This is a genomic window from Rhizobium sp. 10N414 (assembly GCF_056394785.1).
The window spans coordinates 1-26000 of the sequence record NZ_JBFTIN010000060.1; the positions used below are offsets into that span (position 1 = coordinate 1).

At 61.3% G+C, this 26000-nt stretch carries 21 protein-coding genes and 2 pseudogenes; 16 read left to right on the forward strand and 7 right to left on the reverse strand.

Annotated features, from left to right (window positions below):
• Positions 1–194: pseudogene (locus AC1DE4_RS29540) on the forward strand (hypothetical protein); the annotation flags it as partial.
• Positions 188–805 (forward strand): glutathione S-transferase family protein, encoded by a 618-nt coding sequence (locus AC1DE4_RS29545; protein WP_018859635.1) that lies wholly within the window; start codon positions 188–190, stop codon positions 803–805. The pseudogene AC1DE4_RS29540 and the gene AC1DE4_RS29545, both read left to right, overlap by 7 nt.
• Before the next feature lie 27 nt (positions 806–832).
• Here AC1DE4_RS29545 and AC1DE4_RS29550 read toward each other — a convergent pair whose 3' ends face one another.
• Positions 833–1183, reverse strand: a complete 351-nt coding sequence (locus AC1DE4_RS29550; RefSeq protein WP_025662372.1) for an MmcQ/YjbR family DNA-binding protein — start codon at positions 1181–1183, stop codon at positions 833–835.
• A 50-nt stretch (positions 1184–1233) separates the two neighbouring features.
• Entirely contained in the window at positions 1234–1401 is a 168-nt protein-coding gene (locus AC1DE4_RS29555) for a hypothetical protein (protein WP_409564059.1), read from the reverse strand.
• Between the two features lie 141 nt (positions 1402–1542).
• On the opposite strand from AC1DE4_RS29555, the gene AC1DE4_RS29560 reads away from it, so the two are divergent.
• Positions 1543–2439, forward strand: coding sequence for a LysR substrate-binding domain-containing protein (locus tag AC1DE4_RS29560; RefSeq protein WP_477884409.1), 897 nt, complete (start codon positions 1543–1545; stop codon positions 2437–2439).
• Here the strand turns inward: AC1DE4_RS29560 and AC1DE4_RS29565 are convergent, their stop codons facing one another.
• Together AC1DE4_RS29565 and AC1DE4_RS29570 are read right to left on the reverse strand one after the other, a co-directional pair.
• Positions 2440–3099, reverse strand: coding sequence for a glutathione S-transferase family protein (locus tag AC1DE4_RS29565; protein ID WP_477884411.1), 660 nt, complete (start codon positions 3097–3099; stop codon positions 2440–2442). It lies immediately after the preceding gene.
• 99 nt (positions 3100–3198) lie between these two features.
• Positions 3199–4577, reverse strand: a pseudogene (locus AC1DE4_RS29570) (TIGR03808 family TAT-translocated repetitive protein).
• Between the two features lie 110 nt (positions 4578–4687).
• Here AC1DE4_RS29570 and AC1DE4_RS29575 point away from each other — a divergent pair.
• The 5 genes from AC1DE4_RS29575 to AC1DE4_RS29595 all read left to right on the forward strand — a co-directional run bounded on the left by AC1DE4_RS29575 (position 4688) and on the right by AC1DE4_RS29595 (position 10195).
• Positions 4688–5698 carry a ligase-associated DNA damage response exonuclease gene (locus AC1DE4_RS29575; protein WP_112824423.1) on the forward strand — a complete coding sequence of 337 codons (1011 nt, stop codon included), beginning with the start codon at positions 4688–4690 and terminating at the stop codon, positions 5696–5698.
• Positions 5698–7326, forward strand: coding sequence for a cisplatin damage response ATP-dependent DNA ligase (locus tag AC1DE4_RS29580; RefSeq protein WP_477884413.1), 1629 nt, complete (start codon positions 5698–5700; stop codon positions 7324–7326). The genes AC1DE4_RS29575 and AC1DE4_RS29580 overlap by 1 nt, the downstream gene beginning before the upstream one ends.
• Positions 7327–7436: 110 nt before the next feature.
• On the forward strand, positions 7437–8360 hold the full coding sequence (locus tag AC1DE4_RS29585) for an alpha/beta hydrolase family protein (RefSeq protein ID WP_477884415.1): 924 nt from the start codon (positions 7437–7439) through the stop codon (positions 8358–8360).
• A 109-nt stretch (positions 8361–8469) separates the two neighbouring features.
• Positions 8470–9300, forward strand: a complete 831-nt coding sequence (locus AC1DE4_RS29590; RefSeq protein WP_113162170.1) for a L,D-transpeptidase — start codon at positions 8470–8472, stop codon at positions 9298–9300.
• A 166-nt stretch (positions 9301–9466) separates the two neighbouring features.
• The gene (locus AC1DE4_RS29595; protein ID WP_018859625.1) at positions 9467–10195 is read left to right on the forward strand and encodes a L,D-transpeptidase family protein; all 729 of its coding nucleotides are present in this window, start codon (positions 9467–9469) and stop codon (positions 10193–10195) included.
• Between the two features lie 37 nt (positions 10196–10232).
• Here AC1DE4_RS29595 and AC1DE4_RS29600 read toward each other — a convergent pair whose 3' ends face one another.
• Positions 10233–10946 (reverse strand): DUF1194 domain-containing protein, encoded by a 714-nt coding sequence (locus AC1DE4_RS29600; RefSeq protein WP_477884418.1) that lies wholly within the window; start codon positions 10944–10946, stop codon positions 10233–10235.
• A gap of 113 nt (positions 10947–11059) precedes the next feature.
• Here AC1DE4_RS29600 and AC1DE4_RS29605 point away from each other — a divergent pair, with 113 nt between their 5' ends.
• Positions 11060–12985, forward strand: a complete 1926-nt coding sequence (locus AC1DE4_RS29605; protein WP_477884420.1) for a BTAD domain-containing putative transcriptional regulator — start codon at positions 11060–11062, stop codon at positions 12983–12985.
• Positions 12986–13018: 33 nt separating this feature from the next.
• Here AC1DE4_RS29605 and AC1DE4_RS29610 read toward each other — a convergent pair whose 3' ends face one another.
• Positions 13019–13486: a MarR family winged helix-turn-helix transcriptional regulator gene (locus tag AC1DE4_RS29610; RefSeq protein ID WP_018859622.1), complete on the reverse strand. Its 468-nt coding sequence runs from the start codon at positions 13484–13486 to the stop codon at positions 13019–13021.
• 123 nt (positions 13487–13609) lie between these two features.
• Between AC1DE4_RS29610 and AC1DE4_RS29615 the strand changes: the two genes are divergently transcribed.
• The 3 genes from AC1DE4_RS29615 to AC1DE4_RS29625 all read left to right on the forward strand — a co-directional run bounded on the left by AC1DE4_RS29615 (position 13610) and on the right by AC1DE4_RS29625 (position 15218).
• Positions 13610–14032, forward strand: a complete 423-nt coding sequence (locus tag AC1DE4_RS29615) for an organic hydroperoxide resistance protein (protein WP_025662361.1) — start codon at positions 13610–13612, stop codon at positions 14030–14032.
• Between the two features lie 87 nt (positions 14033–14119).
• Positions 14120–14503, forward strand: a complete 384-nt coding sequence (locus AC1DE4_RS29620; RefSeq protein ID WP_029867482.1) for an MbcA/ParS/Xre antitoxin family protein — start codon at positions 14120–14122, stop codon at positions 14501–14503.
• Positions 14463–15218, forward strand: coding sequence for an RES family NAD+ phosphorylase (locus AC1DE4_RS29625; protein ID WP_477884423.1), 756 nt, complete (start codon positions 14463–14465; stop codon positions 15216–15218). Before AC1DE4_RS29620 ends, AC1DE4_RS29625 begins: the two co-directional genes overlap by 41 nt.
• Before the next feature lie 19 nt (positions 15219–15237).
• Here AC1DE4_RS29625 and AC1DE4_RS29630 read toward each other — a convergent pair whose 3' ends face one another.
• Positions 15238–15684, reverse strand: coding sequence for a MarR family winged helix-turn-helix transcriptional regulator (locus AC1DE4_RS29630; RefSeq protein ID WP_477884425.1), 447 nt, complete (start codon positions 15682–15684; stop codon positions 15238–15240).
• Positions 15685–15774: 90 nt separating this feature from the next.
• On the opposite strand from AC1DE4_RS29630, the gene AC1DE4_RS29635 reads away from it, so the two are divergent.
• The 4 genes from AC1DE4_RS29635 to AC1DE4_RS29650 all read left to right on the forward strand — a co-directional run.
• On the forward strand, positions 15775–16503 hold the full coding sequence (locus AC1DE4_RS29635; RefSeq protein ID WP_477884433.1) for a DUF899 domain-containing protein: 729 nt from the start codon (positions 15775–15777) through the stop codon (positions 16501–16503).
• 33 nt (positions 16504–16536) lie between these two features.
• On the forward strand, positions 16537–17004 hold the full coding sequence (locus tag AC1DE4_RS29640; RefSeq protein WP_477884427.1) for a DUF1579 domain-containing protein: 468 nt from the start codon (positions 16537–16539) through the stop codon (positions 17002–17004).
• A 52-nt stretch (positions 17005–17056) separates the two neighbouring features.
• On the forward strand, positions 17057–17836 hold the full coding sequence (locus tag AC1DE4_RS29645; RefSeq protein WP_477884429.1) for a VOC family protein: 780 nt from the start codon (positions 17057–17059) through the stop codon (positions 17834–17836).
• Positions 17837–18170: 334 nt separating this feature from the next.
• On the forward strand, positions 18171–26000 hold a 7830-nt coding region (locus AC1DE4_RS29650; RefSeq protein WP_477884431.1), incomplete at its 3' end, for a DUF5801 repeats-in-toxin domain-containing protein.

The following is a 26000-nucleotide window of genomic DNA, read 5'->3' on the forward strand; positions in this document are numbered from 1 at the left end:
ACCGAAGCCAACGCATCAGGTCACGCATTGGAGATTGGTTCGAGAACCGCAGGACGGCAACACTCTGTCCAGCGGAAGGAAAGATTGAGCCGATCGGCGTCGATGCCGATCAAAACGAAACTGAACCCAAGGAAAAGCCGCCAGTTCAATGCGTTTTGCCCCTTGTGTTCTTTCATTGGAGTCGATCATGCTGACACTGTACTACGCGCCGCATACCTGCGCGCTCGCAAGCCTCATTGCGCTGGAGGAGTCCGGCCTGCAGTTCAAAACGAAGAAGCTGAACTTCGCCGAAGCGGAGCAGCGTTCTCCCGAGTACCTGGCGATCAATCCCAAGGGCAGGGTTCCCGCTCTGGTGACGGATCGCGGCATCGTTACCGAAACGCCGGCAATCCTCGCCTATATCGCTCAGGTCGCCTCCGCCGCGCAATTGGCTCCGCTTGATCCTTTCGAGTTCGCTCGCATGCAGGCCTTCAACAATTATCTTTGCTCGACCGTGCATGTGAACCACGCGCACGGCCGCCGGGGCAGCCGGTGGGCCGATGATCCGACAGCCCATGAAGCGATGAAGGCGAAGGTGCCGCAAACCATGGCCGAATGCTTCGAGATCATCGAGGCGAAGATGCTGGAGGGCCCCTGGGTCATGGGCGAGTACTATTCGGTCGCCGATCCCTACCTCTTTGTCATGACCGGCTGGCTGCGGTCCGATGGCGTCGATCCGGCCCGCTTCCGGAAAGCGACGGCGCACTATGCGCAGATGATGGAGCGCGCGGCCGTGCTGCGGGCATTGGAACGCGAACAGGCCTAAACAGACGTCGCCCGGCCGCCGGGCACATCAGCCATGAAAATTCGCGGCAAGCCGCTTTGGCGCGCGGAACCGCCACGCGCCGATCAGCCGTTCCTTCAGTTCGGCGTCGCTGATCATCGCGGCGTGCAGGGGCATATACGGCCAGCCGATATAGTGGGGTGTCTGATAGTAGATCTCGGGCGCCATCTCGATCAGCCGTTCCTTGTCGTCGATCGAGATGCAGAGCACGATGGTCTCGTTGTTCTTGACCGCCGCGAATGATTTGCCGCCGACTTTCAGCGCCGGGTTACCGTAGGACGTGCTCTCCTCGACGTCAGGCAGATTGGCTTCCGCCGAAAGACGCTTGAGGCGCGCAAAGATCGTATCGACACTGGTCATGTGAGCCCGCTCGAAACTGAAGCGGGCCAAGACTAGCAGATTTTACCGGGCTATGCGCACTTTGCGAGCTGTAGCGGTTCCTGCTCGGGCGCGCGTGGTTGCGGGCCGAGCGGCAGGTCTGCCAACGCCGTCGGTGACATGCGGGCCAGATCGGGATGGTAGAGCGGATCCCGCTTGCTGTCCGCGCTGTAGGGCGGTTCGATTGTTTCCACGCTCAAGAAAAACTTTAGTATTTGCATGGCGCGCCTCGCTTCCTTCCAGAATTGCGAACGGAGCATCTGCTCAACACAGGCGGATTATCGCGGGCGGCCAGCCAGGTTTCAATTGAGATTACCAATCTCTCGGTATAGAAAAACTATATGAGAAACCTGAACTCGGTTCACTTGAACGGATTGCGCGCGCTCGAGGCTGTCGGCCGGCTTGGCTCCCTGCAGGCCGCCGCAGAGGAACTGGGCGTCTCCATCGGCGCTGTCAGCCAACAGGTCATTAAGGCCGAAGCGCAGCTCGACCACGTGATCTTCGAGCGCACGCCAAAAGGCATGGTCGCGACTGAGGCGGGCACGCGCCTGCTGGCCGGCCTGACCGAGGGCTTCAATGCGCTGTCGCAGGCCGTCGCGACGACGCAGCGGCGGGACGACAGCATTCTGACGATCTCTGTGGCGCCGGTCTTTGCCGCGCGCTGGCTTGTCTATCGGCTCGATCGCTTTGCCGAACGGCATCCTGAGATCAGCCTGCGGATGGATGCCACCACCCGGCTCGTCAATCCGGCGCTCTGCGATGTCGATGTCGGCATCCGCGTCGGCAACGGTCAGTGGCCGGACGTGAAGGCCGAACTGCTGCTGCAGCAGCAGGTCTTCCCGGTCTGCTCGCCCGCTATGGCGGCGCGACTGCACGAGCCCGCCGATATACTGTCGCTGCCGGCGGTCATCGACGGTCGCGCCATGTTCACTTGGGAAGTGTGGATGCGAGAGGCCGGATTGTCGAGCGCGACGCTTGAGACGCGCCACGTCTTCAACGATGCCTCGCTCTGCCTCGATGCGGCTATCGCAGGGCAGGGTGTCATGCTCGCCTGGCAGACGCTCGCGGACTTTGCCCTGCAGCAGGGGCAGCTGGTTGCGCCTTTCGGCATTCGCGCGAAAACCGGCTTCGGCCACTATTTCGTAACGGCCAAAGGCGCGCGCGAACCCAAGAAGGTGAAGGATTTCAAGGCCTGGATCCGCGAGGAAATGGCCAGCACCCTCAAGCTCTTTCCATGATCAAACCGGTTCCTGCGACCGCGTCGCCTGCATCGCGATATAGGCCGGCCGCGACTGGCAGCGCTTGATCCAGGCGCTGACATTGGGATGGGCGTCGAACAGCGCCTGTTCCGTCTGCGCGTAGCGAAGAACTTCCGCAATATTGAGATCGGCTGCGGTGAAGCGGTTGCCGACAACGTATTCGTTGGCCGCCAGATGCTTGTCCAGCGTCGCGAAGGTCTTCTTCAGCGATCGGACGGCGACGCTGATCGTTGCCTTGCCCTCGTCGCTGTTTTGCTTCTCGTCGTCGTAGACATAGACGATCTTCACCGTATGCGGCTCGACTTCGGTGGCCGCCCAAATGGTCCACATCGTCATCAAACCGTCTTCCGCGACGGTTTGACCGGCCAGCGGTCCGCCGTGCTTGCGGGCGAGGTAAAGGGTAATGGCAAGCGACTCGTGGATCACGAGGTCGCCGTCCTTGATGCTCGGGATCAGCGCCATCGGATTGACCGCCAGGAAATCAGGCGACAGCGTATTGATAGGCGCATCGGCGGCAAGCGGATTGGCAAGTCGCCGGGCCTGAATGACCCGCACGGACTCGAATTCGAGCCCCAATTCCTCGGCCATCCAGTAAACGCGCGAGGCGCGCGAGCGATAAACTCCGTAAACTGTCAGCATGTCGATGTCCCCCTTGTTCGGCTGGGCGCAGGGTAGGAGCCGAAGCGTCGCAGCGGAAGCCGCCAAGCCTTATGAATCTATGAAAGCTTTTGATGCTTTTCAGGAGATGCGGTTGCGCTCGACCGTCAGCTGCGCAAAGCGCGAGGCAGCGCCCGCGGTCGCCAGCTCGCCGGACACCCTCCTGTCCCATTCGAAGCCGAGGACGGCGCCACCGGGTGTTTCCTGAAACACATTGTCGGTGATGACGGCTGTTCCGGCACCCTCCGCTACCGACACAGCGCATCCGATCGAGGCCTTGCGGATGATATTTCCGGTCACGACGAGGTTACGGAGATAGGGACCCCAGCCGAGCTGCATGCCCCGGCGTGGAGCGCCTTCGATGATGTTGGCGGAGACCAGTGTGTCCGCCTCGGCGGCAATGCCGATGCCGAAGCCGACCTCATGCTCGTAGGGGCCCTTGAGCGTCAGGTTGCGCACGACGTTGCCGGTCACGCTCGCCAGCCTGCCGCCCTGGTCGAAATTGGCGATCGAGATGCCGTTCGCCGCGCCGTCCACCAGGTTGTTGGAGACGACGGCGCCCACAAACTCGAACTCGACATAAACAGCCGTCTCGCCCGAGCGCTGGCATTGGTTGCCGGTGATCTGGATATCCGAGGCCGAATTGGCGCGGATGGCGGTAAATGCGCAGTCCGACACGTGGTTGTTTGCGACCATGACGTTGTCAGCGCGGAAGATATTGATGCCGTTGCCGTTTTGGCCGGTGCCGCCGTCATTGGCCTTGATCCGGTAGATGCGGTTGCCGTTGACGACGCTGTTATCAGCCGCCTTCGTCCAGCGATGCACGAGAATACCGCCATTGCCGCAGTCGAAGACCTCGTTGCCGGTGATCGAAAGCGCGTCGGATTCGACGGCGTAGATGCCGGATTGGCCGGAGCCCGATATGCGGCTGCCCGTGATCCGGCCGCCGCATCGCTCCAGTCGAACGGCATGTTTGCGGCTGTTGGCGATCTCGCAATTGTCGATGATTACCTTGGCGACGCCGGTGAATTGCAGCAGCCCGCCAGTATCATCACCGAGCGAGCGATTCTGCCCGTCGATGATGATGTTCGAGAGTTCGATGTGCCTGACCTTCTCAGCGCTGAAGAGGTTGCCACCGCCGGTGTAGACCATGCGCGATACGCCGGGAACGCCGGTGATGCGCGTATTCTCCCGCAGCACGAGATTGGAAGCCTTGTAGGTGCCTGGTGGCAGGAAAACCGGTGCGTTCTCCGCCGCCGCTTGGTCGATCATCTTCTGCAGGCTGACGCGCGCTTGCGGTCCGGCGCGCCTGGCGTTGGCTGGTAATCTGCCGCGTCAATCGCGCCGCGCAGGCCACCATCGCGCGTAGTCGCGAAGCTGCGCGATGCCATCAGCGCAAAGGCGGATGCTCCCGCAAGACGGAGCAGGTCACGACGGGAGGTTAACGGACTTTCCTTCATTTCGACCGCCCTGCAGGAAACGTGCCAGCGCGCCTGTTTCATTTTGGTACAGATAGGCATCTTCCCGTCGCCCACTGGCCCTTCCGTTCTTTCCCGCTATCTTTGCAGGCATGAGACCAGATGCCTTGCTCTATCCCGCCCCCGAGGGGCTCTATTGTCCCGAGGGAGGATTCTATGTGGATCCCGTGCGGCCAGTCGAGCGAGCCCTGATCACCCACGGCCATTCCGATCATGCGCGGCCCGGCCATGCAAACGTGCTTGCGACACGCCAGACGCTCGACATCATGCAGATCCGCTATGGTGACGGTTTCTGCGCAAGCCAGCAGGCTGCCGCTTTCGGCGAGGAGGTCCTGATCAACGGCGTGAAGGTCAGCTTTCATCCGGCTGGCCATGTGCTCGGTTCGGCGCAGATCGCCATCGAGAAGAACGGCACCCGCATCGTCGTCTCAGGTGATTACAAGCGGCGAGCGGACCCGACCTGCGCGGCCTACGTGCCGGTTCCCTGTGATGTCTTCATCACCGAGGCCACCTTTGGACTGCCGGTCTTCCACCATCCCGATCCGGTCGATGAGATGGGCAAGCTCTACGCCTCGCTGCGGCAATTTCCGGAGCGTACGCATCTGATCGGCGCCTATGCGCTCGGCAAGGCGCAGCGCGTCATCCGCCTGCTGCGCGATACCGGCTACGATCAGCCGATCTATATCCACGGCGCGATGGAGAGGCTGTGCGACTACTACATGGAACAGGGCATTGAGCTCGGTGAGCTTTGCCCGGCGACCATCGAAAGTCGCGACAAGTCAGCCTTCAAGGGAGCCATTGTCGTCGGCCCGTCCTCCGCCTTTGCCGATCGCTGGGCACGACGCTTCAACGAGCCTTTGCCGGCATTTGCGTCGGGCTGGATGATGGTGCGTCAGCGCGCCAAGCAGCAGGGCGTCGAGCTGCCGCTAGTCATCTCCGACCATTGCGATTGGCCGGAACTGACGGAGACGATCAGTGATCTGCGCCCCGAGGAAGTGTGGGTGACGCATGGTCGCGAGGAGGCGCTGGTTCGCTGGTGCCAGTTGCAGGGCATCAAGGCCCGGCCGCTGCACCTGGTCGGTTATGAAGACGAGGCCGACTGATGAAAGCATTCGCCGACCTTCTCGACCGCCTCGTGCTCACCCCCAGCCGCAACGGCAAGCTGAAACTGCTCTCCGACTACTTCCGCGACACCCCGGATCCGGATCGCGGCTACGGGCTTGCCGCCATCGCCGGTACGCTTGAAGTGCGCAACGTCAAGCCGGCCATGCTGCGCGAGCTGGTGCTGGAGCGGATGGATGAAGTGCTCTTCCGCTATTCCTATGATTATGTCGGCGATCTCGCCGAGACGATCTCCCTTGTCTGGGACGCCGAGAAGGACATCGAACGGTCAGCACTTGCCCAGCCGCGGCTTGGCGATGTCGTCAGGCAGATGAACGCGCTTGGGCGCACCGAGGTTCGCAGCTTCGTGCGCGACCTGCTCGATCGGCTGGACACATCAGGTCGCTTCGCCTTCATCAAGCTTGCGACCGGGGCGCTCCGCATCGGGGTCTCGTCTCGTCTGGCGAAACAGGCGCTCGCCGATATGGGCGGCCGCGATGTGACCGAAATCGAGACGCTCTGGCACGGTCTGCAGCCGCCCTACGAACCGCTGTTTCGCTGGCTGGAAGGGCAGGGCGACAAGCCGGTGCTGGCAACGCCTGCAATCTTCCATTCCGTCATGCTCGCCAATCCGGTCGAGGAGGGCGATCTCGATCAGCTCGAGCCGGCCGAATACGCCGCCGAGTGGAAATGGGACGGCATTCGCGTACAGCTGTCGCGCTCCGGCGACACGCGCAAGATCTATTCGCGTTCCGGCGACGATATCTCGGGCGCGTTTCCCGATATCGTCGATTCGATCAACTTCGACGGGGTGATGGACGGTGAACTCCTCGTTGGCGGAACCACCCGTTCGAACAGCCCGACGCGTACCTTCTCCGATCTGCAGCAACGCCTGAACCGCAAGACGGTGACGATGAAGATGCTTGACGAGTATCCGGCCTTCATCCGTGCCTATGACCTCCTGTTCGATCGGGAGGAGGACGTGCGCGGGCGCTCCTATGTCGATCGCCGCGCGCGTCTTGCGGAGGTCATCGATCATGCGCCGCACGACCGTTTCGATCTTTCGCCCCTGGTCGAGTTCTCGTCGTGGGATGAACTGGATCAACTGCGGTCGTCACCGCCGGATCCTGTCATCGAAGGGGTGATGATCAAACGCCGCGACAGTGTCTATCAGGCCGGGCGGCTGAAGGGTCCGTGGTTCAAGTGGAAGCGCAATCCCTATAACGTCGACGCCGTGCTGATGTATGCGCAGCGCGGCCATGGCAAGCGCTCCAGCTATTACTCGGATTTCACCTTCGGCGTCTGGACCGAGACGCCGGAGGGAGAACAGCTGGTGCCTGTCGGCAAGGCCTATTTCGGCTTCACCGATGCCGAGCTGGAACTGCTGGACAAGTTCGTTCGCAACAACACGACGGAGCGCTTCGGCCCGGTGCGGGCCGTCAGGGCGGATAGGGATTTCGGTTTTGTTGTCGAAGTCGCTTTCGAAGGCATCAATCGCTCCACCCGCCACAAATCGGGCGTTGCGATGCGCTTTCCGCGGATCTCCCGCCTGCGCCCCGATAAACCGTCCTACGAGGCGGATCGCCTCCAGACGCTGGTCGCCATGATCGATGCCAAGGGCGAGCAGTAGGTATTTCTGACGCAAAACGCCGCAGGACCACCGTTTTCAACACAACGTGTGTTGGCGGCCGCACGCTTCCGGTGCAATTTTCGAATCGCCGGGAACCATGGAAGTGTGAAATGACGTCAGACGAAGGTAATTCTTTTCTCCGCCAGCGCCGCACGGTTCTTGCAGGCCTGGCTGGAGCCCTCCTGCTCCCGCGCATCGCAAGCGCATTCGACGTTCCGGAGGTGCCGAGGCTGATCGATCACGATTATGCAAAGGTCCGCAAGCGCTTCCATACCAAGCTCTTGCAGAAGGGGCCGGCTCCCGACAAGTACGAACCGCTCGACGCTCCGCCGGAAGGTGAGAAGATCTTCTATCGTTCGGGTTACGGCGGCGAACTGGAGTTGGTCGCCTGGGTTTCCAGATACAAGCGCGGCAACAAGCCGAAGCCGGGCGTGCTGTTCCTGCATGGCGGCAACGCGATGGGGTTTGGGCATTGGGTCCTGCTCAAGGCATATGTCGATGCCGGATTCGTGGTGATGATGCCTTCGCTGCGCGGCGAGAACGGCCAGATGGGAAATTTCTCGGGCTTCTACGACGAGGTCGACGACGTGCTCTCGGCGGCCGACCGGCTGCAACACCTTCCGGGCGTCGATGCCGATCGCCTGTTCATTGCCGGCCACAGTGTCGGCGGCACGCTGACCATGCTTGCGGCGATGAGCAGCCACAAGTTCCGTGCGGCGGCACCGATCTCCGGCAATCCGGATGCCTTCCGTTTCTTCAATCGCTACCCGCAGGACATTCGCTTCGACGACAGCAACGCCCACGAGTTCGAAGTCCGCAGCGCGCTCTGCTATGCCAAGAGCTTCAAGTGCCCCGTCCGCGTCGTTCACGGTACCGAAGAGGCGCATTTCAATGACCGCGCCGGTCTGCTTGCAAGCCGTGCCCGCTCCGGCGGGGTCCGCATCGAAACGGATACGGTGACCGGCAACCATACGTCGGCGCTGCCGGCGGAAATCGAGCAGAGCATACGGTTCTTCCACGGCGTCGCGGCCTGATCGCGGTCTGACATCCATGCGAGGCTGACCGGGTGACCAGCCTCGCGCCAGCCGCAGGTGTCATCCTCGCCGCAGCTATACGTCTCGCTGTTGTCGATGAGGGTGTTTTATGACTGTTCTCAGCCGGGTGTCGCCATTTGCCGGGCTTGCGGCCGCTGCTCTTTGCCTGAGCGGCTGCAACATCCTTGTCCCGGATACCGGTGCCACCGATCCCGCCCGCTTCGTGCAGGAAACGTCGCCTGTTTTCTATAACGGTGTGGATCCGATGCGCGTCAAGCCGCTGGAAACGCCGGTTCCGCAGAGGCCGGGTGTGCCGCCGACAATCTATAACCAGACCTATGGTATCCCAGGCGCGAATTTCAGCCGGACCTACGGCCTGCCGGTCACCAATCCGGTGAATGGCGCCATGTATGGCCAGGTGCGCGATACCGACTTTACGCTGCCGGCCATACCGGTCAGCCGCATCGATCCGCAATACCTGCGGCAGGAGGTCGATTATCCGACCAACGAGAAGCCCGGCACGATCATCGTCGACACGAAGACCAAGCACCTCTATTTCGTCGAGCCGGGCGGCAAGGCGATGCGCTACGGCGTCGGCCTCGGCCGTGAAGGCTACGCATGGTCCGGCCGCGGCGTCATCCAGTGGAAGCAGAAGTGGCCGCGCTGGACGCCGCCCGCCGAAATGGTCTCGCGCCAGCCGGATGTCCGGGCCTTCTCTGCGGAGAACGGCGGAATGAATCCGGGCCTCGGAAACCCGCTCGGCGCGCGCGCGCTTTACATCTTCAAGGACGGGCAGGATACACTCTACCGCATCCACGGCACGCCGGATTGGCAGTCGGTCGGCAAGGCCACGTCGTCGGGATGCGTGCGCATGCTGAACCAGGATGTGGTCGACCTTTATGACCGCGTTCCGGCAAAGGCCGAAATCGTCGTGATGTAGTCGCGCAACAGCTCTGGTGATATCGTCTCGCGGCAGGCGGACACGACTTCGTGAGGTGGTGGTTTATTTAACGTATGGCGATAGATTTCTTGTCTTGTCACCGGCGTTGAGCCACCTTCCGCGAAGGCGTCCGTCCTTCCAGCGCAACAGGAAACCAGACCCGCGTATGAGCTTCGAAAAACCCCTTTCCCGCCGCAGCTTCCTTTCCTTCTCGGCAGTGACCGCAGCTTCGGCGCTGACGGGGTGTGCATCCACGGCTGGACCGCCGCCCTATGCCACGGCTCAGCCGGTCGTCATGCGCAGTCCGGTCAACATGTTCCAGGCACCGCAGACGCCAGGTGACGCCGAGCTGGCGGTCATGTATGGCCCGATCGAGGACGGCGGCTTTCTCATTCCGGCCGTGCCCTACCAGCAGATCGATCCGCGCTTCTACCGCCAGCAGGTGGTTGATCCGACCGGTCAGGCGCCCGGCACGATCGTCGTCGATACACCCTCGCGCTTCCTCTACCTTGTTCAGCCGGGCGGCACCGCCATGCGCTATGGCGTCGGCATCGGCCGCGAAGGGTTCGCCTGGCAGGGTTCCGGCGTCATCCAGTGGCGTCAAAGATGGCCGCGTTGGAAGCCGCCGAATGAGATGGTCGCGCGTCAGCCCGAACTCGCCAAGTATTCGATCGAGAACGGTGGCATGGAGCCGGGCTTGAAGAACCCGCTTGGCGCGCGGGCGCTCTATATCTTCTCGAATGGCGAAGACACGCTCTACCGCCTGCATGGTAATCCGGAATGGCGCTCCATCGGCAAGGCCGTTTCATCCGGCTGCGTGCGCCTCCTGAACCAGGACATCATCGATCTCTATGACCGCGTGCCGAACAAGGCTCCGGTGGTGGTTCTGCAGTGATCCAAGAGGGTGCGGCCGGCTGATTGGCTGGTCGCATTCACTGCCGGTGCTCGGCGACCTGAACTTCTGTAGGCGGTGACAATTCCCTGATAAGCTTCTTGCGCATCGCCGTCGCATAATCAGCAAAGCTCCTGATTTCCATCACGAAGGCATCCTCGCCGAGGATGACGCGCGTCTCGTAGTAGTCGGGAAGATCGGGTTCCTCGTCGGAAATGACCAATCCGTTGACGGTCGTCCCCATCTTCATGGCGCGCTGTCGCGCCTGATAGAGCGACGGCGTCTGCCGTCGTTTCGGCGCAACCGTCTCCTTGCCGTCGCCGGAGACGTTGATGATGGTCTTGATGGCGCAGAAGCGTGGGTCGGAGAGCATATCGAGGGCGGACCACATGCCGTTGCCGATGTCGGTGTTGCCGAACACCCTGCGCTGGTTGGCGTCGATCGCGGCCGCGAAGGATTCGGCACCGTTCCCGTTGTGTATGACGAACCAATCCAGTTTTTGGGTGGAGAATTCACCATCCCCCCAGAAGACTGCGGATACCGCAACGTTGCCAGCACTTCTCAAGATGGCCAGGACGTCGTTGTCCCGGAAGGCGGTGGCGATCGCGGACTTCTGAAAGGCATATTCTTCGTCGGTGATGCTACCGGATCCGTCGACGGCCACAACCAGCGCGATATCCGCGCAGGCCAATGATGGAGACGCGGGCAGTATCAAAACCACAGCCGCAGCCATACCAATCAGCATCTTGAGCATTTCCGCATCCCTCGTTCGCCCATAGCCCAAAATTGACTATGACAAGCGGTCGCTTTCCTGCTGTTATATCGCCGTTACTTGATCATGCTAAATTAGAAGTTGAGATTGTAGCGATGCGGTTCATGCTGCGCCTGTTCGGTCGATTCCAGCTGCTCTCCCCCGCGGGCGAGAGCATTGTGATCGCTTCGCGCAAGCATCAGGCGCTGATTGCGATGCTGGCGCTGTCCAACGGCAAGTCTGTTTCACGATCGAAACTGGCGGGCATGCTGTGGTCCGAGCGCACCGAGGAACATGCACGCAACAGCCTCCGCCAGGCGTTCTTTGCAATCCGCCATGCCGTCAACGGCCACGGCGTGTCACCTCTCGTCTTCGACAGCGGCGCCGGCTGGATGAGAACTGATGCCATTGTCACCGACATTCAGGCTCTTGCGGAAAGCGCGAAGGCGGGGTCGCTGCCGCCGTCACTGGATGTCTTCGAGGGCGAGTTTCTCGAGGGATTGAGCTTCAACGACGAGACATTGGAAACATGGCTTCGCATCGAACGCGGCCGACACCACAATTTGCTGGTCGACTGCCTTGCGGACCTCGCCGAAGGATTGGAGAGGGCGGGCAGCACTGAGCAGGCGGTTCTCGCCGCGCAATGCCTTTTGCGGCAGGATCCTTACCACGAGCCATCTCATCGGACGATCCTGCGCCATCACAAGGCCCGAGGCGAGCGCGCCCGTGCCATCAGGCATTACGAAGGCCTGAAGGCGTTGCTGGAGGCCAATCTCGGTGTCGCGCCTGATCTCGAAACGCAGCAGCTCATCGATCGAATTCGCGAACAGCAGGAGCCGTCCGTGGACTTGACCAATGGCAAGCCTCGGATCGCGATCCTGCCAATCAGGAGCCTTTCACATGATGGAGACGACAGTCTCGTCGCCGAATCCCTGACGCGCAAACTGATCGGGGAGCTCGGCCTGTTCTCGCCGCTCTCGGTGGTCGCCGCCGCGACGATGTTTGCCGTCAATGCGAGGCACGAGACCGTCGAGGAAATCGGGAGACGGGTCGGCGCCGATTATGTCCTGGAAACCGCGGTTCAGGGCGACGGGGAAGCCGGCTGGGCGATGGTGCAACTCGTGTTCGTGCAAAGCGGCACACAGATATGGAGCCGCAAATATCTCGATGAAAGCACGAATTCCGACCTCGGGCAGGACCAGCTTGTCCGCAAGATCAGCGGCAATCTCTATCATATCGTGATGAAGCATGCGGCAGCCAGTTCGGCCGCCGAGCCGGAGGGCGAGGTCGGCACGGAAAAGCTGTATCTGCAGGTGTTCAATCATGTCGAGCGACCGACGCTGAACGGGATGATCCGTGCCCGGCGTTTCTGCGAGCGGATCCTGGCCATCGATCCCAATCACGTTCTGGTCCGCGAGAGCCTCGTCTGGATAAATTTCCACTCCTGTTTCAACGGCTGGCTGGACGATCCCGTGCGTGGCTTCCAGCAGGCGCGTGAAACCGTTCTGGTGGGGCTGGGCCTGGATGACCACGAGCCCTACCTGCTCAGCGCCTTCGGCCTTGCTGAAACCTATCTTGGAAACGCCAGGGCCGGCCTGGAGGCGTTGCAAAGGGCCGTCGACCTCAACCCCAACGACGCCGAATTCCACACGTGGCTCGGCATCGGACTGACCGTCGCCGGTATGATCGGCGAGGCGCATATGGCGTTCGATCAGGCCGATCAGGTCAGTCCGGACTATCATCCGATCTTCCTGTTCCGAGGCGATGCCCATTTCGCCTCCGGGAAGTATGAGGAAGCGATCGCCTGCCTTGATCGCTTCCTGACCGTGCTGCCGGACTATCATTGGGCGCGACTCCTGCGAGCGGCGTCATACGCAGCGCTGGGCAGGGACCTAATGGCGCGGGGCGACGTGGCCTATGTGAGGGAAAGCACGCTTTTGTTGAACGGTCGGTATCTCGAGCAGCTGCTTCAGGCACGCGGCTCATCGTTCCGGCAAGATTTGTGGTTACGGCTAGAGGCTGCGGGCTTGCCGTGGGCATGATGTCGTCTCGGCTCCGGCTTCAATGCCTTGCTCTCAAGCCGCCGATGTCAGATTGGAGCGGAGGCCCTTCAACAGCCCTCGGATCGTTTTCATTTCCTCGAGCGTGCAGCCTGCGGCCTGGCCGATTGCGCCCATGATGGTGTCGATCTCGCTCCGCATCGCGCGGCCGTTGTCGGTCAGCGACACGATAACCTGCCGTTCATCGCGGGAATCGCGTGTGCGCTTGATCAGGCCATTCTGTTCCAGGCGCTTGAGCAATGGCGACAACGTGCCCGAATCGAGATCGAGTTGCTCGCCGATCGCCTTGACCGGCTGCTCGGACTTCTCCCAAAGCGCCAGCATCACGAGATATTGCGGGTAGGTGAGGCCGACCCTGTCGAGGATCGGCTTGTAGGCGCGGGTAAAGGCATGCGCCGTCGAATAGACAGCAAAGCAGAGCTGGTTCTCGAGCCGCTTTTCCTCTTCCGGAATTTCCATCGTCTTGGCCAGATGCGCTTTCATTGTCGTCCTTCCACGGGCTCGATTGTCCTCTTTTCGAATTCGAAATGCAATTTGCAAAATTCACTTGCGTACAATTTAATTGTGCGATAAACAAAATCCAACCCCAACGCAAAGGAGACTGACATGCCTATCCTCTACACGACAAAAGCTTCCGCCACCGGTGGCCGCGCAGGCCGCGCCGTTTCCGAAAACGGCGTTCTCGATGTGACGCTGACGGTTCCGAAGGAACTCGGCGGCGACGGCGCGACCGGCACCAACCCTGAACAGCTCTTTGCAGCCGGTTATTCCGCCTGCTTCCTCGGTGCGCTGAAATTTGTCGCCGGCAAGGAAAAGGTCAAGATTCCCGAGGACACCACGGTCAGCGCCACGGTCGGCATCGGCCCGCGTGACGACGGCACGGGCTTTGGCATCGAAGTCGCCCTGACGGTGAACATTCCCGGCCTCGACAAGCCGACCGCCGAAAAGCTTGCCGCTGCGGCCCACATCGTGTGCCCCTATAGCCATGCAATGCGCACATCGACGGAAGTTCCGGTTACCGTTGCTTAATCAATGCGAAAGGGAGCGCCGCGCATCGCGGCGCTCTTTTCATATGAAATTTAGATGCTATATTCTTTCCTGTGAAAGGAATATGGCATGGCTGTAGTACATCCGATCTCTGGTGCCCGGTCTCCCGAGGCGGCCGTAATCACCAAGGCCGCCGTCAATGCCGCTGACCGTCTCGGCCTCAACGCCAGAACGCTTTCGGCGGTGCTCGGCGTTTCCGAGGCGACTGTCTCGCGCATGAAGCGGCAGGATTATCTGCTTGAGCGCGGCTCGAAGTCCTTTGAGCTCGCGATCCTGCTGGTCCGTCTGTTTCGCTCGCTCGACGCGATTGTCGGCGGCGACGAGACCGTTGCCCGGCAATGGCTGCGCAACGCCAACACGGCGCTCGGCGCCACGCCGCTCGAAAAGATCGTCAGCATTTCGGGATTGACCGATGTCCTTGCCTATCTGGACGCCCGCCGCGCTATCGTCTGAGACAGGGGCGATCTCGGGTAGGTTCTGGCGTCTGGTCGAGGCGCAGCACCAGATTTCGACGCTGAAGCTCGTCGACACGCTCGATGAGCAGGCGCTGCTCGAAGCCTTGCTCGAAGAAAGCAAACCGGCGCTGTCGCCGGAATGCATCGGGCTGGACTACCTGCTGGCGACTCCGTTCCGCTATGGCGCCGTCTATCCGCATGGTTCGCGTTTCCGCCGGGCAGGGCGCACGCTGGGCGTCTTCTATGCGTCCGAGCGGGTGGAAACCGCGCTTGCCGAAATGGCGTTCTACCGACTGCTGTTTTATTCGGAGTCGCCCGCGACATCGCTTCCCGTCAATGCCGCCGAGTACACGGCTTTTTCCGCGGCCATCGCGACCGCATCGGCAGTCGACCTGACCCGCGCGCCTCTCGATGCCGATCGGGCGATATGGACGGATCCTCAGAACTATGCGCCCTGTCAGGCCCTGGCTGACGCTGCTCGCGAGGCGGGTTGCCAGGCAATCCTCTACGAATCCGTGCGGGATCCGCAACGTGGCCGCAATATCGCGCTCTTGACGGCAGCGGCATTTGCCGCCCGCGAGCCTGTCGAGCGTCAGACCTGGAGGATCCGGCTGTCGGGAATCGGTGTCCAGGCGCTTTGCGATTTCCCGAAGGTCAGAATTGGATTCTCGGAGGAGGATTTCGCCAGCGACCCGCGCATGGCGCGCGACTGACGTCGCAGGCTACCGATCTTCAGGCGAGCGCCTGCAGGTCGCGCCGCAACCTTCCCATGTCGCCATCAGGCAGGACTTCCTCGAGGCTGGCGTGGGTGCTCTCCCAGATCGGCACCGCGGCCGCGAGCACGGCCTTTCCCTCCGGCGTCAGGCTCAGCAGGCGCCGGCGCTTGTCTTTCGCGTTCTGCGTTACATTTACCCAACCACGACGCTGCAATGGCTTGAGCGCTGCCGTCAATGTCGCTTGGTCCATCGCAAGCAGGGTCGCGACCGGTCCCATGGGCGGCGGTTCCGGACGGTTCAGCGACATCATCAGCGAAAACTGGCCGTTGGTGAGCCCGACAGGGCGAAGGGCATCGTCGAAGAGCCGCGCCAGTGCGCGCGCCGCGCGCTGCACATGCAGGCACAGACACGTGTCACGTACCAGAAGTGTCGTTGAATAGGGAATCTCTACCGCGTTTGACATGATCAATTTATATTGATATCAATGTAATTAGTCAAGGAAAAGGAGCATGAACCAAGCACGTCTCGACCGCGCCGGAGGAGGGCGCACGTGATGCAGAACCAAGTCGTTTCCCGTGAAGAATGGCTGGAAGCCCGCCGTGCACTGCTTCTCAAGGAGAAGGAAGCGACGCATCTGAGGGACAAGGTCAACGCCGAACGCATGGCCCTGCCATGGGTCAAGGTTGACAGGAATTACATATTCGACACGCCGCAGGGCAAGAAAGGTTTCGCCGACCTTTTCGATGGGCGCAGCCAGCTTTTGATCTATCATTTCATGCTTGGCCCCGATTGGGAGGCCGGTTGCCCCGGATGCTCGTTCCTGTCGGATCACGTCGATGGAACGCTGCCACATCTCAACAACCATGATGTCACCTGGGTCGCCGTCTCGCGCGCGCCGCTCGCCAAGATCGAGGCTTACAAGAAGCGCATGGGCTGGAAATTCCCTTGGGTCTCATCCTTCGATAACAGCTTCAACTTCGACTACCATGTGTCCTTCAGTCCGGAGGATCTGGCGAAGGACAAGGTCTTCTACAATTTCGAGGCGATTGATCCGGCGAACGCCAATGACGAGCTTCCCGGTCTCAGCGCATTCTACAAGAACAACGCAGGCGAAGTCTTCCATACCTACTCGAGCTACGCCCGCGGCCTCGAAGAAGCGGTCGGCACCTTGATGATCCTCGATCGTGCGCCGAAGGGACGTAACGAAGACGCGACCATGGATTTCGTCAAGCGTCACGACGAATACGAGCCGGCCAAGAGCACGCCATCCTGCTGTCACTGATATCTGCGACCATCATCCCAAGGGAGAAGGACGATGCAGCAAGCGAAAGTTCTGAAGGAGCACGAGTTCCTGGAAGACCTCGTTGGCGTATGGGACGTGACGGCACCCGAAATGACCGGACAGGAACCGTGGACGGAGATCGTGCGGTCGCTTCATGGCATCTGGTTCGTCGCCGAAGGCTCCGGCACCATGCCAGGCGGTAGCGCGGCAACGACGGTACTCACTCTCGGCTACAGCGCCGACAAGGGAAGATATGTCGGAACCTGGATAGGGACGATGATGGACCACATGTGGGTCTACGAGGGTGAGGTTTCCGACGACGGCAAGACCTTGAGCCTCTATACCACGGGCCCCGATCTTATCGGCGGAAACGAACTCGCCGAGAATCGCGAGCAGCTTATCTTCCACCATCGCGATCACCGCACGTTCAATTCTGCTGCCAGGCAGTCCGACGGTTCCTGGAAGCAGTTCATGGAAGCGCACTACACCCGCAAGCAATAGCTGCGGACGGCGCTGCCGTTCGTCGCAAGTCCAAATCCAAATGGAGAAGACCATGTCCGAAAACCACGGCAAATTCATCTGGTGCGAACTGATGACCCCCGATCCCAAGGCCGCCGCCGAATTCTACGGCAAGGTTGTCGGGTGGACGACAAGTGACATGACGATCCAGGACCTGCCGCCCTATACGATCTTCGAAGCGAATGGAGCCGGCGTCGCCGGCCTGATGGATTTTCCCGCCGAACTGGAAGGGAAGGGCATTCCGCCGAACTGGACGGGCTATGTCGCGGTCGATGACGTCGACAAGTCGGCGAAGGACTTTGCCGCCAACGGTGGCTCCGTCCGGCGCGAGCCGGCGGATATTCCGACGGTCGGACGCTTTGCCGTCGTTGCCGATCCGCATGGGGCGGTCATCTGCATCATGACGCCACTGCCGAGGGACAATCCGTCGCCGCCCGCGCCGATGGGTACGCCCGGCCATATCGGCTGGCACGAACTCTATGCCGGCAACGGTGCCGAAGCCTTCACATTCTACTCGAAGGTCTTCGGCTGGACGAAGGATCATGACTTCGACATGGGCGAGATGGGCGCCTATACCATCTTCGCCGAGCACGGCACGCAAATTGGCGGCATGATGACCAAACCGCCGAGCGTTCCCATGCCTGCATGGGCCTATTATTTCAACGTGCCGGCCATCGATGCGGCTATCGAACGCGTCAAGGCGGGCGGCGGCACGGTGCTGAACGGTCCGATGGAAGTGCCCGGCGGCAGCTGGATCATCCAGGCGGCCGATCCCCAGGGCGCATTCTTCTGCCTTGTGGCGCCCACCCGATAGGCGCTTCAGACGACGATTTTCAACTCAGCGCGAGATGGCCGGACGCCGTCTCGCGCTGAACTGTTTGAGGGTTCCGGGAGCTCCGCCGCAAGCCGCATGGCAGCGTTAGCGTCGAATCGAAGGAGCTGGGACGCGTTGCGGGAGCGCGTTTGTACTTCATTAATTTTATTAGAATTTTAGCGTTTCCGGCGAGGTTCGTGGCCGCGGCGTTAACTCTTCCTAAAACATTTTTGGGTGGAAGCATAACCGGCTATGCCTGAAGCGGCTGCAAGTATTGATTTTGGCTCTTCCGCGTAATTGATTGGCCCCAGTTTCTCATTGGGGTTGTTTTGTTATGTCTATCGAAGATCCGCGCATTTCCGCTACTGCAAGCGAAAACGTCTCGCACGACTTCCGCCAGGACATTCATGAAGACGCAAGTATTGAGACTTCCGCTCGTCAGGGCGTCGAGGTCGCGCAGGCCGATAATAACCAGCAGCCGGAGAAGACCGACCGCGTGCCGGCGGCTCCCCAGACGGCAGCTGCCAGCGCCCATCCGGCCGAAATCGTTCCGGATCAGAACAACGTCGCCCACCTGCCGGCTGACGTCTCGATCGACGACATCCGCGTCGAAGGCAACAATCTCGTGCTCATCCAGGCAGACGGCACGGAGATCGTCATCGTCAACGGCGCCTTGCACGTGCCGACCTTCCTGCTGGGCGAAGTCGAGCTGCCGCAGCAGGCCGTGATCGCCGCCCTCGAGCAGAACAACATCAACGTTGCGGCGGGTCCCGACGGCTCCTATTCGGCCCATTCCGGCTCCCCAAGCTCGGGCGGCAACTTCGACACGATCCAGCAGCCTCCCCATCTGCCGCCGCTGATAGCGGACCTCCTGCAGAACACGGACCAGCCGGATGGTCAGCCCGGCCGCCTCTTCGGCGGAGTCGGCAGGCACGGCCAAGATGCAACCCCACCGACATCGCCAGCGGTCCCGGACGGTTCGCCGACAGTCAGCCTGCACGTCATTAACCTCGGCAACCTTGCCGCGACGCTCGTACTCGATGAATCGGCAGGCATCCAGACCAGCCCGGACAACGATACGGCCCTCTCCGATATTGCGGACCTGTTCAAAGGTGTTAGCAATCAAGGCTTCGATGGGCATATGAACGGGGCGCAATACGCGACCGCCGGCCTCCTGCAGGCCGATATCCAGTTCGGCATCAATGGTCCTGCCGCTACGAATGCAGTCCAGTGGTCGCTCGAACTCGGCTCCGGCAACAATCACGATTCCGGCCTTAAGACCACGGGCGGCCACGAAATCTACTTCTTCGAGGAAAATGGCCTAATCGTCGGTCGCTATGACGCCGAGAACGGCGAAGTCACCAGTGCCGATCCCGCCGCATTCGCCCTTGCGATCGATCCAGTCACTGGCCAGCTGTCGATGGTCCAGTACGTCTCGATCTACAACACCGATAGCAACTCGCAGGACGAGATCGACTTCATCAAGTCCGGCCAGGTCCTCGCCAAGGTCACGGTCAGCGATTTCGACGGCGACAAAGTCGACGCAACCGTTGATATCGGTGACAAAATTGGCTTCAGCGACGATGGCCCGATTCTGATCTCGGTCCCGGCACCGGCCGGCGACTATTCGGGCTCATTCTTCTTCGATGGCTTCACCTCCAACGGCAATGCCTGGAACGAGAATAGCGGCGTCAACAACACCGGTCTCTCGGGCGACTGGCACATCGCCTGGGCGGACGGTTCCGAGGGCACCCCGCAGCTTGAGCGCGTCGGCGACGGCTATCTCGGAATGAACTCCTCTACAAGGGGATTCATGATCGACCTCGACGCATCGCCGGGCGACGTCGCGGTCTCGCAGGTGCTCAAACTGGCTGAGGGCGAAAGCTACACCCTCACCTTCGAGGCCGGCGCGGCACAGGAGGGCAGCAAGCACCTGATCGTCACGTTCGGTGGCGTGGTCGTACTCGATATCGACCCGACCGGGCCGATGAAGACCTATAGCTTCACCATTGTCGGCGGCGCCGACGCGGGATCGAACACGCTGGAATTCAAGGAAACCGGGAAAGCCGACAGCTACGGCACGTTCCTCGCCAATGTGTCGGTGACCGGCAACAGTGCCATCCTTGACGACGAGGACGTCGGCAAAGCTGGCAACCAGGGCGGCACAGGTGACGACGGTCACGGGGCCACCGCGTTCGGCACGATCGATTTCGACGCGGGCTCGGATGGGCTCGGCCATATCCAGGTCACCGGCCTTGAATCCGTCGCCGGCCTCGGCAACGCTGCGCTCTCGGTCATGTACATTGACGACAACGGCAAGGGTACAGCAGAGGCACTGGGCGAAGGGGTCTGGACGCCGAACGGACAGGGCGGTTCCATGAGTTGGAGCAGCCTGCACGTCCAAAACGCGATCGTCGTCACGGTCAATGCGGACGGCACCTACTCGGTTACGCTCAACGCCGCCCTCGCTCACCCCGCAACGGGCACCGAGGACAATCTCGTCCTGAACTTCGGCTTCGACATCTATGACGGCGACGGCGACCACGTGTCCGGCACGATCAGCGTCAAGGTCGATGACGACAGCCCGAGCATCAACCACGAGGCACTTCAGAGCGCTACGGTCGCTGAAGACGACATCAAGACTTCGCTTTCGCAGGGTACGAGCCCGAACGACGGCAACGCGGACGGCTCCTATACCGGCAATGCCTCTAACAATCTGCCAGGCCCCGCGACAGTCAGCGGCTCGATCGCGAACGTCGTGAACTTCGGCAATGACGGCAAGGGCGGTTTTTCCTTCACCGGCGACTTAGGCAGCCTCGGTGCGCTGTCCTCGCATGGCGACGCGCTGAGTTACACCGTCGCGAACGGCGTCCTCACCGCGACGGCGGGCGAGGGTGAGGGGGCGCACGTCGTCTTCACGCTGACCCTGTCGAATGACGGCGACTACACCTTCAAGCTTTTCGATCAGATCGACCATGGCACCGACGCCACCAATGGGAGCCTGTCCATCGACTTCGGCGGTCTGCTCCAGGCGACCGATGGCGATGGCGACAGCATCCCGCTGACCGGCGGCCTGACAATCGCCATCACCGACGACGCGCCGACCACGGCCGGTCGCGCCCACGTCTCGGGTACAGTCGAGGAAGAGCAGCTCAACGGCAATGAGGATACCAGTGGCGGCTCGGGCTCGGCCACGGACGACGACATCAGCCACCACGGCCATTTCCACGACAATACCACCGCGGTCGTCAGCGGCAGCGGCGCGAATTCGCTCGCCACGCTGGTCAACACCGGCGCCGACGAAGGCGGGCATTTCTCGTTCAACTCGGAGCTGGTCGGCAACGCCATCAAGGCCGACGGCGGCGTGAGCGTGAAGTCGGGCGGCAGCCTCGTTTCGGTAACCTCGGTCGCGGAAGGCGCCGACGCCAACGGCCACTATCAGACCATCACGGCCGGGACCACTGGCGAAGGCGCGCATGACGTCTTCACTCTCACCGTCTATGACAACGGCAGCTGGAAATTCGAACTCAAGGACAATCTCGACCACAGCTACGGCAACAATGGCGAGGGCGTGCTGAAGCTCGACCTCTCAAGCCTGGTGCAGTACACCGATTTCGACAACGATAGCGTAGCGTTGGACGCCAAGAGCTTCCTCGTCAGCGTCATCGACGACGTGCCGGTGGCGGCGATCTCCGCCTCCGATTCGAAGGCGCCGACCCTTGAGACGCAGGATCACGACACGATCGGGAGCGGGGCCGGCGGTACCGACACGGCGAGCGCCGATTTCTCCAAGGCGTTCACGATCACGTCTTCCTATGGCGCGGACGGCGCCGGTACTACAAACACCACCTATGCGCTCAGCCTCAGCGGAAATTCGCATCACGATGACCATGACGATTGGGATCGCGGCGGCTTCGGCGACCGCGTCGATTCCGGGCTCGAAAGCAACGACCATGCGATCTATCTCTACGAGATCAATGGTGTAATTGTTGGCTCAACCGCCTCCTCGTCCCACAGCGTCGGGCAGGGCAACACCATCTTCACGATCTCCGTGGACGGTACTGGCAAGGTCACGCTGACCCAGTACGACGCCATCGATCATGTCGGCAACGGCAATGGCTCGGTCATCTCGCTCGACGAGGGCCTCGTCAAGCTGACGGCGACCGTGACGATCACCGACCATGATGGCGACAAGGCGACCGATAGCGCTTCGATCGATCTCGGCTGCAATATCAGATTCGACGACGACACGCCGTCGATCACGCTGACAGCGGGCAGCGACGCCGCGCTCAACCTGACCACGCAAGACGCCGACACCATCGGAAACAATTTCGATACGGCCAGCCGGAGCTTCGCCGGCGTGTTCACCGCCGTTTCCAGCTACGGCGCGGACGGCGTTGGCAACACCGTCACCAGCTACGCGCTTTCGGTGAGCGCTCAGGGCGGATTGAGCGGCCTGTCGCACGACGACCAAGCGATCCACCTGTTTGTGAAGAACGGCGTTGTTTACGGTTCCACCGCCGGTTCGGCAAACGACATCAACGTTGGCAACACGGTGTTCAAGATCGAGGTAAGCAGCGGCGGCACAGTGACGCTGACGCAGTACAGCGCCATCGATCATCTCGGCGAGGGCAATAATACGAGCATCTCGCTCGCCAACGATCTCGTCAAGCTGACGGCGACGGCGACGATCACCGACGATGACGGCGACAAGGCGAGCAGCAGCGCCTCGATCGATCTCGGCGGCAATATCAAATTCGACGACCATACGCCGTCGATCACGCTGACAGCGGGCAGCGACGCCGCGCTCACCCTGACCACACGGGACGCCGATACCATCGGCGCCAATTACGACACAGCCAGCCGGAACTTCGCCGGCGTGTTCCATTCTGTCTCCAGCTATGGCGCGGATGGCACGGGAAGCACCGTCACCAGCTACGCGCTCTCGGTGACCGGCCAGCCGGACAGCCAAAACCGCGTCGACTCCAAGCTCGATAGCCACGGGCAGACGATCTATCTCTATAAGATCGGTGACACCGTCTACGGCTCGACGGCTTCCTCGTCCGACAAGGTCGGGCAGACCAACACCATCTTCAAGATCACCGTGGACAACGTTGGTGAGGTCACGTTGACCCAGTACGACGCGATCGATCATGGCGGCAACGGCACGGTGATCTCGCTCGCCGACAATCTCGTCAAGCTTACGGCGACCGCAACGATCACCGATGGTGACAATGACAGCAAGAGCAGCAGCGCCACGGTCGATCTCGGCGGAAATATCAGCTTTGATGACCACACCCCGTCGATCACGCTGACCGCTAGTGGTGAGGCGAACGTTGTGCTGGCCACGCAGGACGCCGACACCATTGGCGCCAATTACGATACGGCCAGCCAGAGCTTCGCCGGCGTGTTCAACGCTGTTTCCAGCTACGGCGCGGACGGCGCGGGCGATCTCGCCACGAGATATGCGCTTTCGGTGACCCAGGGCGGCACCTCCGGGCTCAAGAGCGATAACCAGACTATCTATCTCTATCAGAGCAATGGAGTGATCTACGGCTCGACCGCCTCCACGTTCCAGGGTGTCGGGCAGAGCAACACCATCTTTAAGGTCACGGTGGACGATACCGGCAAGGTCACGCTGACCCAGTACGACGCTATCGATCACGGCGGCGACGGCACGGTGGTCTCGCTTGCTGACAATCTCATCAAGCTAACGGCGACGGCGACGATCATTGATTATGACGGCGACTCGAAGAGCAGCAGCGCCACGATCGAGATCGGTCGCAATATCACTTTCGCCGACGATGGTCCGAAGCTGATCGCTAGTGCGACGGTGACGGCCAAAGTCGACGAAGACGGCCTCACCTGGGCGAATGCCGATGCCAACCGCACGGGCGAGCATGCCGACACCGACACTAGCACGCCGAGCAACCGCCTGACGGCGACAGGAATCCTGTCGGCTCTGGTCAATTTCGGCGCGGACGGTCCCGGTCCCAATGGCGGCTTCGCCCTGAAGCCGGTCAGCGCGGCCGAACTTTCCGGCGTTACGTCGCATGAGCAACAGGTCTACCTGTCGTCGAATGGCTCGACGTTGACCGGTTATGTCGAGGCAGGTGGTGGCGTCGGCTATAATGCGGCGTACGACAAACCTGTCTTCACCCTGGTTCTCGGGGCGAACGGCGCCTACATCTTCACGCTGATCGCGCAGCTCGACCACGCGACGGGCAACGGCGAAAACACGCTGACCTTCGACCTTTCCAACTATGTCACCGCGACCGACGGCGACAACGACACCATCGACCTTGGACCCGGCAGCATTCAGGTCAGCGTGCTGGACGACATTCCGGTCCTTACGACCCGCGCATCGAACGATACGACCGAACAGGTTCTGACCGGTACGACGACCTACACCTGGACCACGACGGAAGTGGTCGCTGATACGTTCGCGTTCAAGGCCGGCAATCAGTCGGAGCGCACGCTTGTCGGTGCCGGCAGCGCGGCCGGACATGACCTGCTGCTGACGGCCAAGAGCGGTGGCTATGGCGATACGGTCAACACCAGCAGCAACAATATCGGCGTCTCCAACCCGTGGATCGACGGCCCCAGCGAAGTTCTGTCCATGAACTTCGTAACCAATGCTGGGAAGAGTAATCAGGCAGCGGATCCGCATTCGTCGGCACAGTTCAAGGTTGATGTTACTGGTAACAACAACACCGCCGCAGTCTTCATCAATGCCACCAACAACGGCAACTTCGTAGCGCTGACCTTCCTGGTCAACGGGAACGCGGTTAGCGCCAACGCGGTCTATCAGGGCAATACGCTGACTGGCTATGTGCTGGCCAAGGTTCCCGATAACGCGGTGATCAACGTCAAGGCGGCAAATGCAAACGGCACCTTCGACGTGCTCAAGGTTAGCAATTACGATGACGTGAGCTACGGCTCTAACAGGACATACCACGGCGACAAGTTTGGCATTTCCAATATTGAGACGTCTGTGACTGTGGAGGTCGAGCACTCGAAGCAAGTGCCTGTCTATACCACCGTTACCCACCATGAGACGTTGGCGGTCAGCATCGATGAAAGCGCGGGAGTTGCCGCGTCGGGTCCAAACGCCGCCGACGATACCGCCAACACCCCGCCGGTGGCGATCTACATGGCCAACGCCATCGGCTATGCCGAGTCCGCGACGAGCGTGCTTTCCGGACCGAACGCTCTGTTCACCGGCAGCGTCGGCGCTGACAAGAGCGGTACCTGGTCCTTCGCCATCACCAAGGCCGACGGCAGCGCCTTCAGCGGCGTGGATTCCGGTCTGACCACGCTGGACGGCACCTCGATCAAGATGACGACTGCCTCGGACGGAACGCTGATTGGCTACACGGGCAGCAATCCGGCCGCCAACCAGATCTTCAAGGTATACGTTGATGCCGACGGTCATGTCTGGATCGCCCAGTACCAGCCGATCCATAACAGCGAAGCCGGCTCCAGCCAGGCAGCCTATGACGACGTCGTAAAGGTTGTCGTCGACGGTGGCCTACACATCCAGGCAACCCTGACCGACGCAGACGGCGACAGGACCAGCGCCGTATCGCAGGTGGATCTGACGGTCCAGTTCCAGGATGACGGTCCGGTGGCGCACGACATGGTTGCGCAGTCGGTTGCCGAAGGCTCGGTCGCCGAAGGCACGCTCGATTTCGCCCGGGGCGCCGATGGCGCCGTTGTCTCTCAAATCAACGGCGTCAACCTGACGTTTGGAAATGACGGTTGGTCGCAGGGCGTCACGACAGCGCAGGGAACGCTGCGGGTAACAGCTGACGGAAACTATCAGTTCACCGCGCATTCCGACACCGTCTACAAGGATGCCGGCTCGGCAAGCTTCACCTTTGCGGTAAAGGATAGCGACGGCGATACCTCGACGGCGAACGTGTCGTTCAATGTCTCGAACACCACGGACGTGACGACGGTCAACCTTTCCGGCTCGTCCGTAACCGAAGGCTCAACTGCCAGCTACGTGTTCTCGGCAACGCTGACGAACGCCTCGCAGGGTGTCACGGTTGTCCATACCGATCGGGGCGACATCACCATCGCCGACGGTCAGACCAGCGGCACGCTGACGATCGCCGCCAACAATGGCGAGGACGTCTACAGCGACGCCTCGACCAGGACA

Coding starts and splice junctions, on each gene's coding strand:
- AC1DE4_RS29545 (WP_018859635.1), top strand. CDS start 188: ATGCTGACACTGTACTACGCGCCGCATACCTGCGCGCTCGCAAGCCTC.
- AC1DE4_RS29550 (WP_025662372.1), bottom strand. CDS start 1,183: ATGACCAGTGTCGATACGATCTTTGCGCGCCTCAAGCGTCTTTCGGCG.
- AC1DE4_RS29560 (WP_477884409.1), top strand. CDS start 1,543: ATGAGAAACCTGAACTCGGTTCACTTGAACGGATTGCGCGCGCTCGAG.
- AC1DE4_RS29565 (WP_477884411.1), bottom strand. CDS start 3,099: ATGCTGACAGTTTACGGAGTTTATCGCTCGCGCGCCTCGCGCGTTTAC.
- AC1DE4_RS29575 (WP_112824423.1), top strand. CDS start 4,688: ATGAGACCAGATGCCTTGCTCTATCCCGCCCCCGAGGGGCTCTATTGT.
- AC1DE4_RS29580 (WP_477884413.1), top strand. CDS start 5,698: ATGAAAGCATTCGCCGACCTTCTCGACCGCCTCGTGCTCACCCCCAGC.
- AC1DE4_RS29585 (WP_477884415.1), top strand. CDS start 7,437: ATGACGTCAGACGAAGGTAATTCTTTTCTCCGCCAGCGCCGCACGGTT.
- AC1DE4_RS29590 (WP_113162170.1), top strand. CDS start 8,470: ATGACTGTTCTCAGCCGGGTGTCGCCATTTGCCGGGCTTGCGGCCGCT.
- AC1DE4_RS29595 (WP_018859625.1), top strand. CDS start 9,467: ATGAGCTTCGAAAAACCCCTTTCCCGCCGCAGCTTCCTTTCCTTCTCG.
- AC1DE4_RS29600 (WP_477884418.1), bottom strand. CDS start 10,946: ATGCTCAAGATGCTGATTGGTATGGCTGCGGCTGTGGTTTTGATACTG.
- AC1DE4_RS29605 (WP_477884420.1), top strand. CDS start 11,060: ATGCGGTTCATGCTGCGCCTGTTCGGTCGATTCCAGCTGCTCTCCCCC.
- AC1DE4_RS29610 (WP_018859622.1), bottom strand. CDS start 13,486: ATGAAAGCGCATCTGGCCAAGACGATGGAAATTCCGGAAGAGGAAAAG.
- AC1DE4_RS29615 (WP_025662361.1), top strand. CDS start 13,610: ATGCCTATCCTCTACACGACAAAAGCTTCCGCCACCGGTGGCCGCGCA.
- AC1DE4_RS29620 (WP_029867482.1), top strand. CDS start 14,120: ATGGCTGTAGTACATCCGATCTCTGGTGCCCGGTCTCCCGAGGCGGCC.
- AC1DE4_RS29625 (WP_477884423.1), top strand. CDS start 14,463: ATGTCCTTGCCTATCTGGACGCCCGCCGCGCTATCGTCTGAGACAGGG.
- AC1DE4_RS29630 (WP_477884425.1), bottom strand. CDS start 15,684: ATGTCAAACGCGGTAGAGATTCCCTATTCAACGACACTTCTGGTACGT.
- AC1DE4_RS29635 (WP_477884433.1), top strand. CDS start 15,775: ATGCAGAACCAAGTCGTTTCCCGTGAAGAATGGCTGGAAGCCCGCCGT.
- AC1DE4_RS29640 (WP_477884427.1), top strand. CDS start 16,537: ATGCAGCAAGCGAAAGTTCTGAAGGAGCACGAGTTCCTGGAAGACCTC.
- AC1DE4_RS29645 (WP_477884429.1), top strand. CDS start 17,057: ATGTCCGAAAACCACGGCAAATTCATCTGGTGCGAACTGATGACCCCC.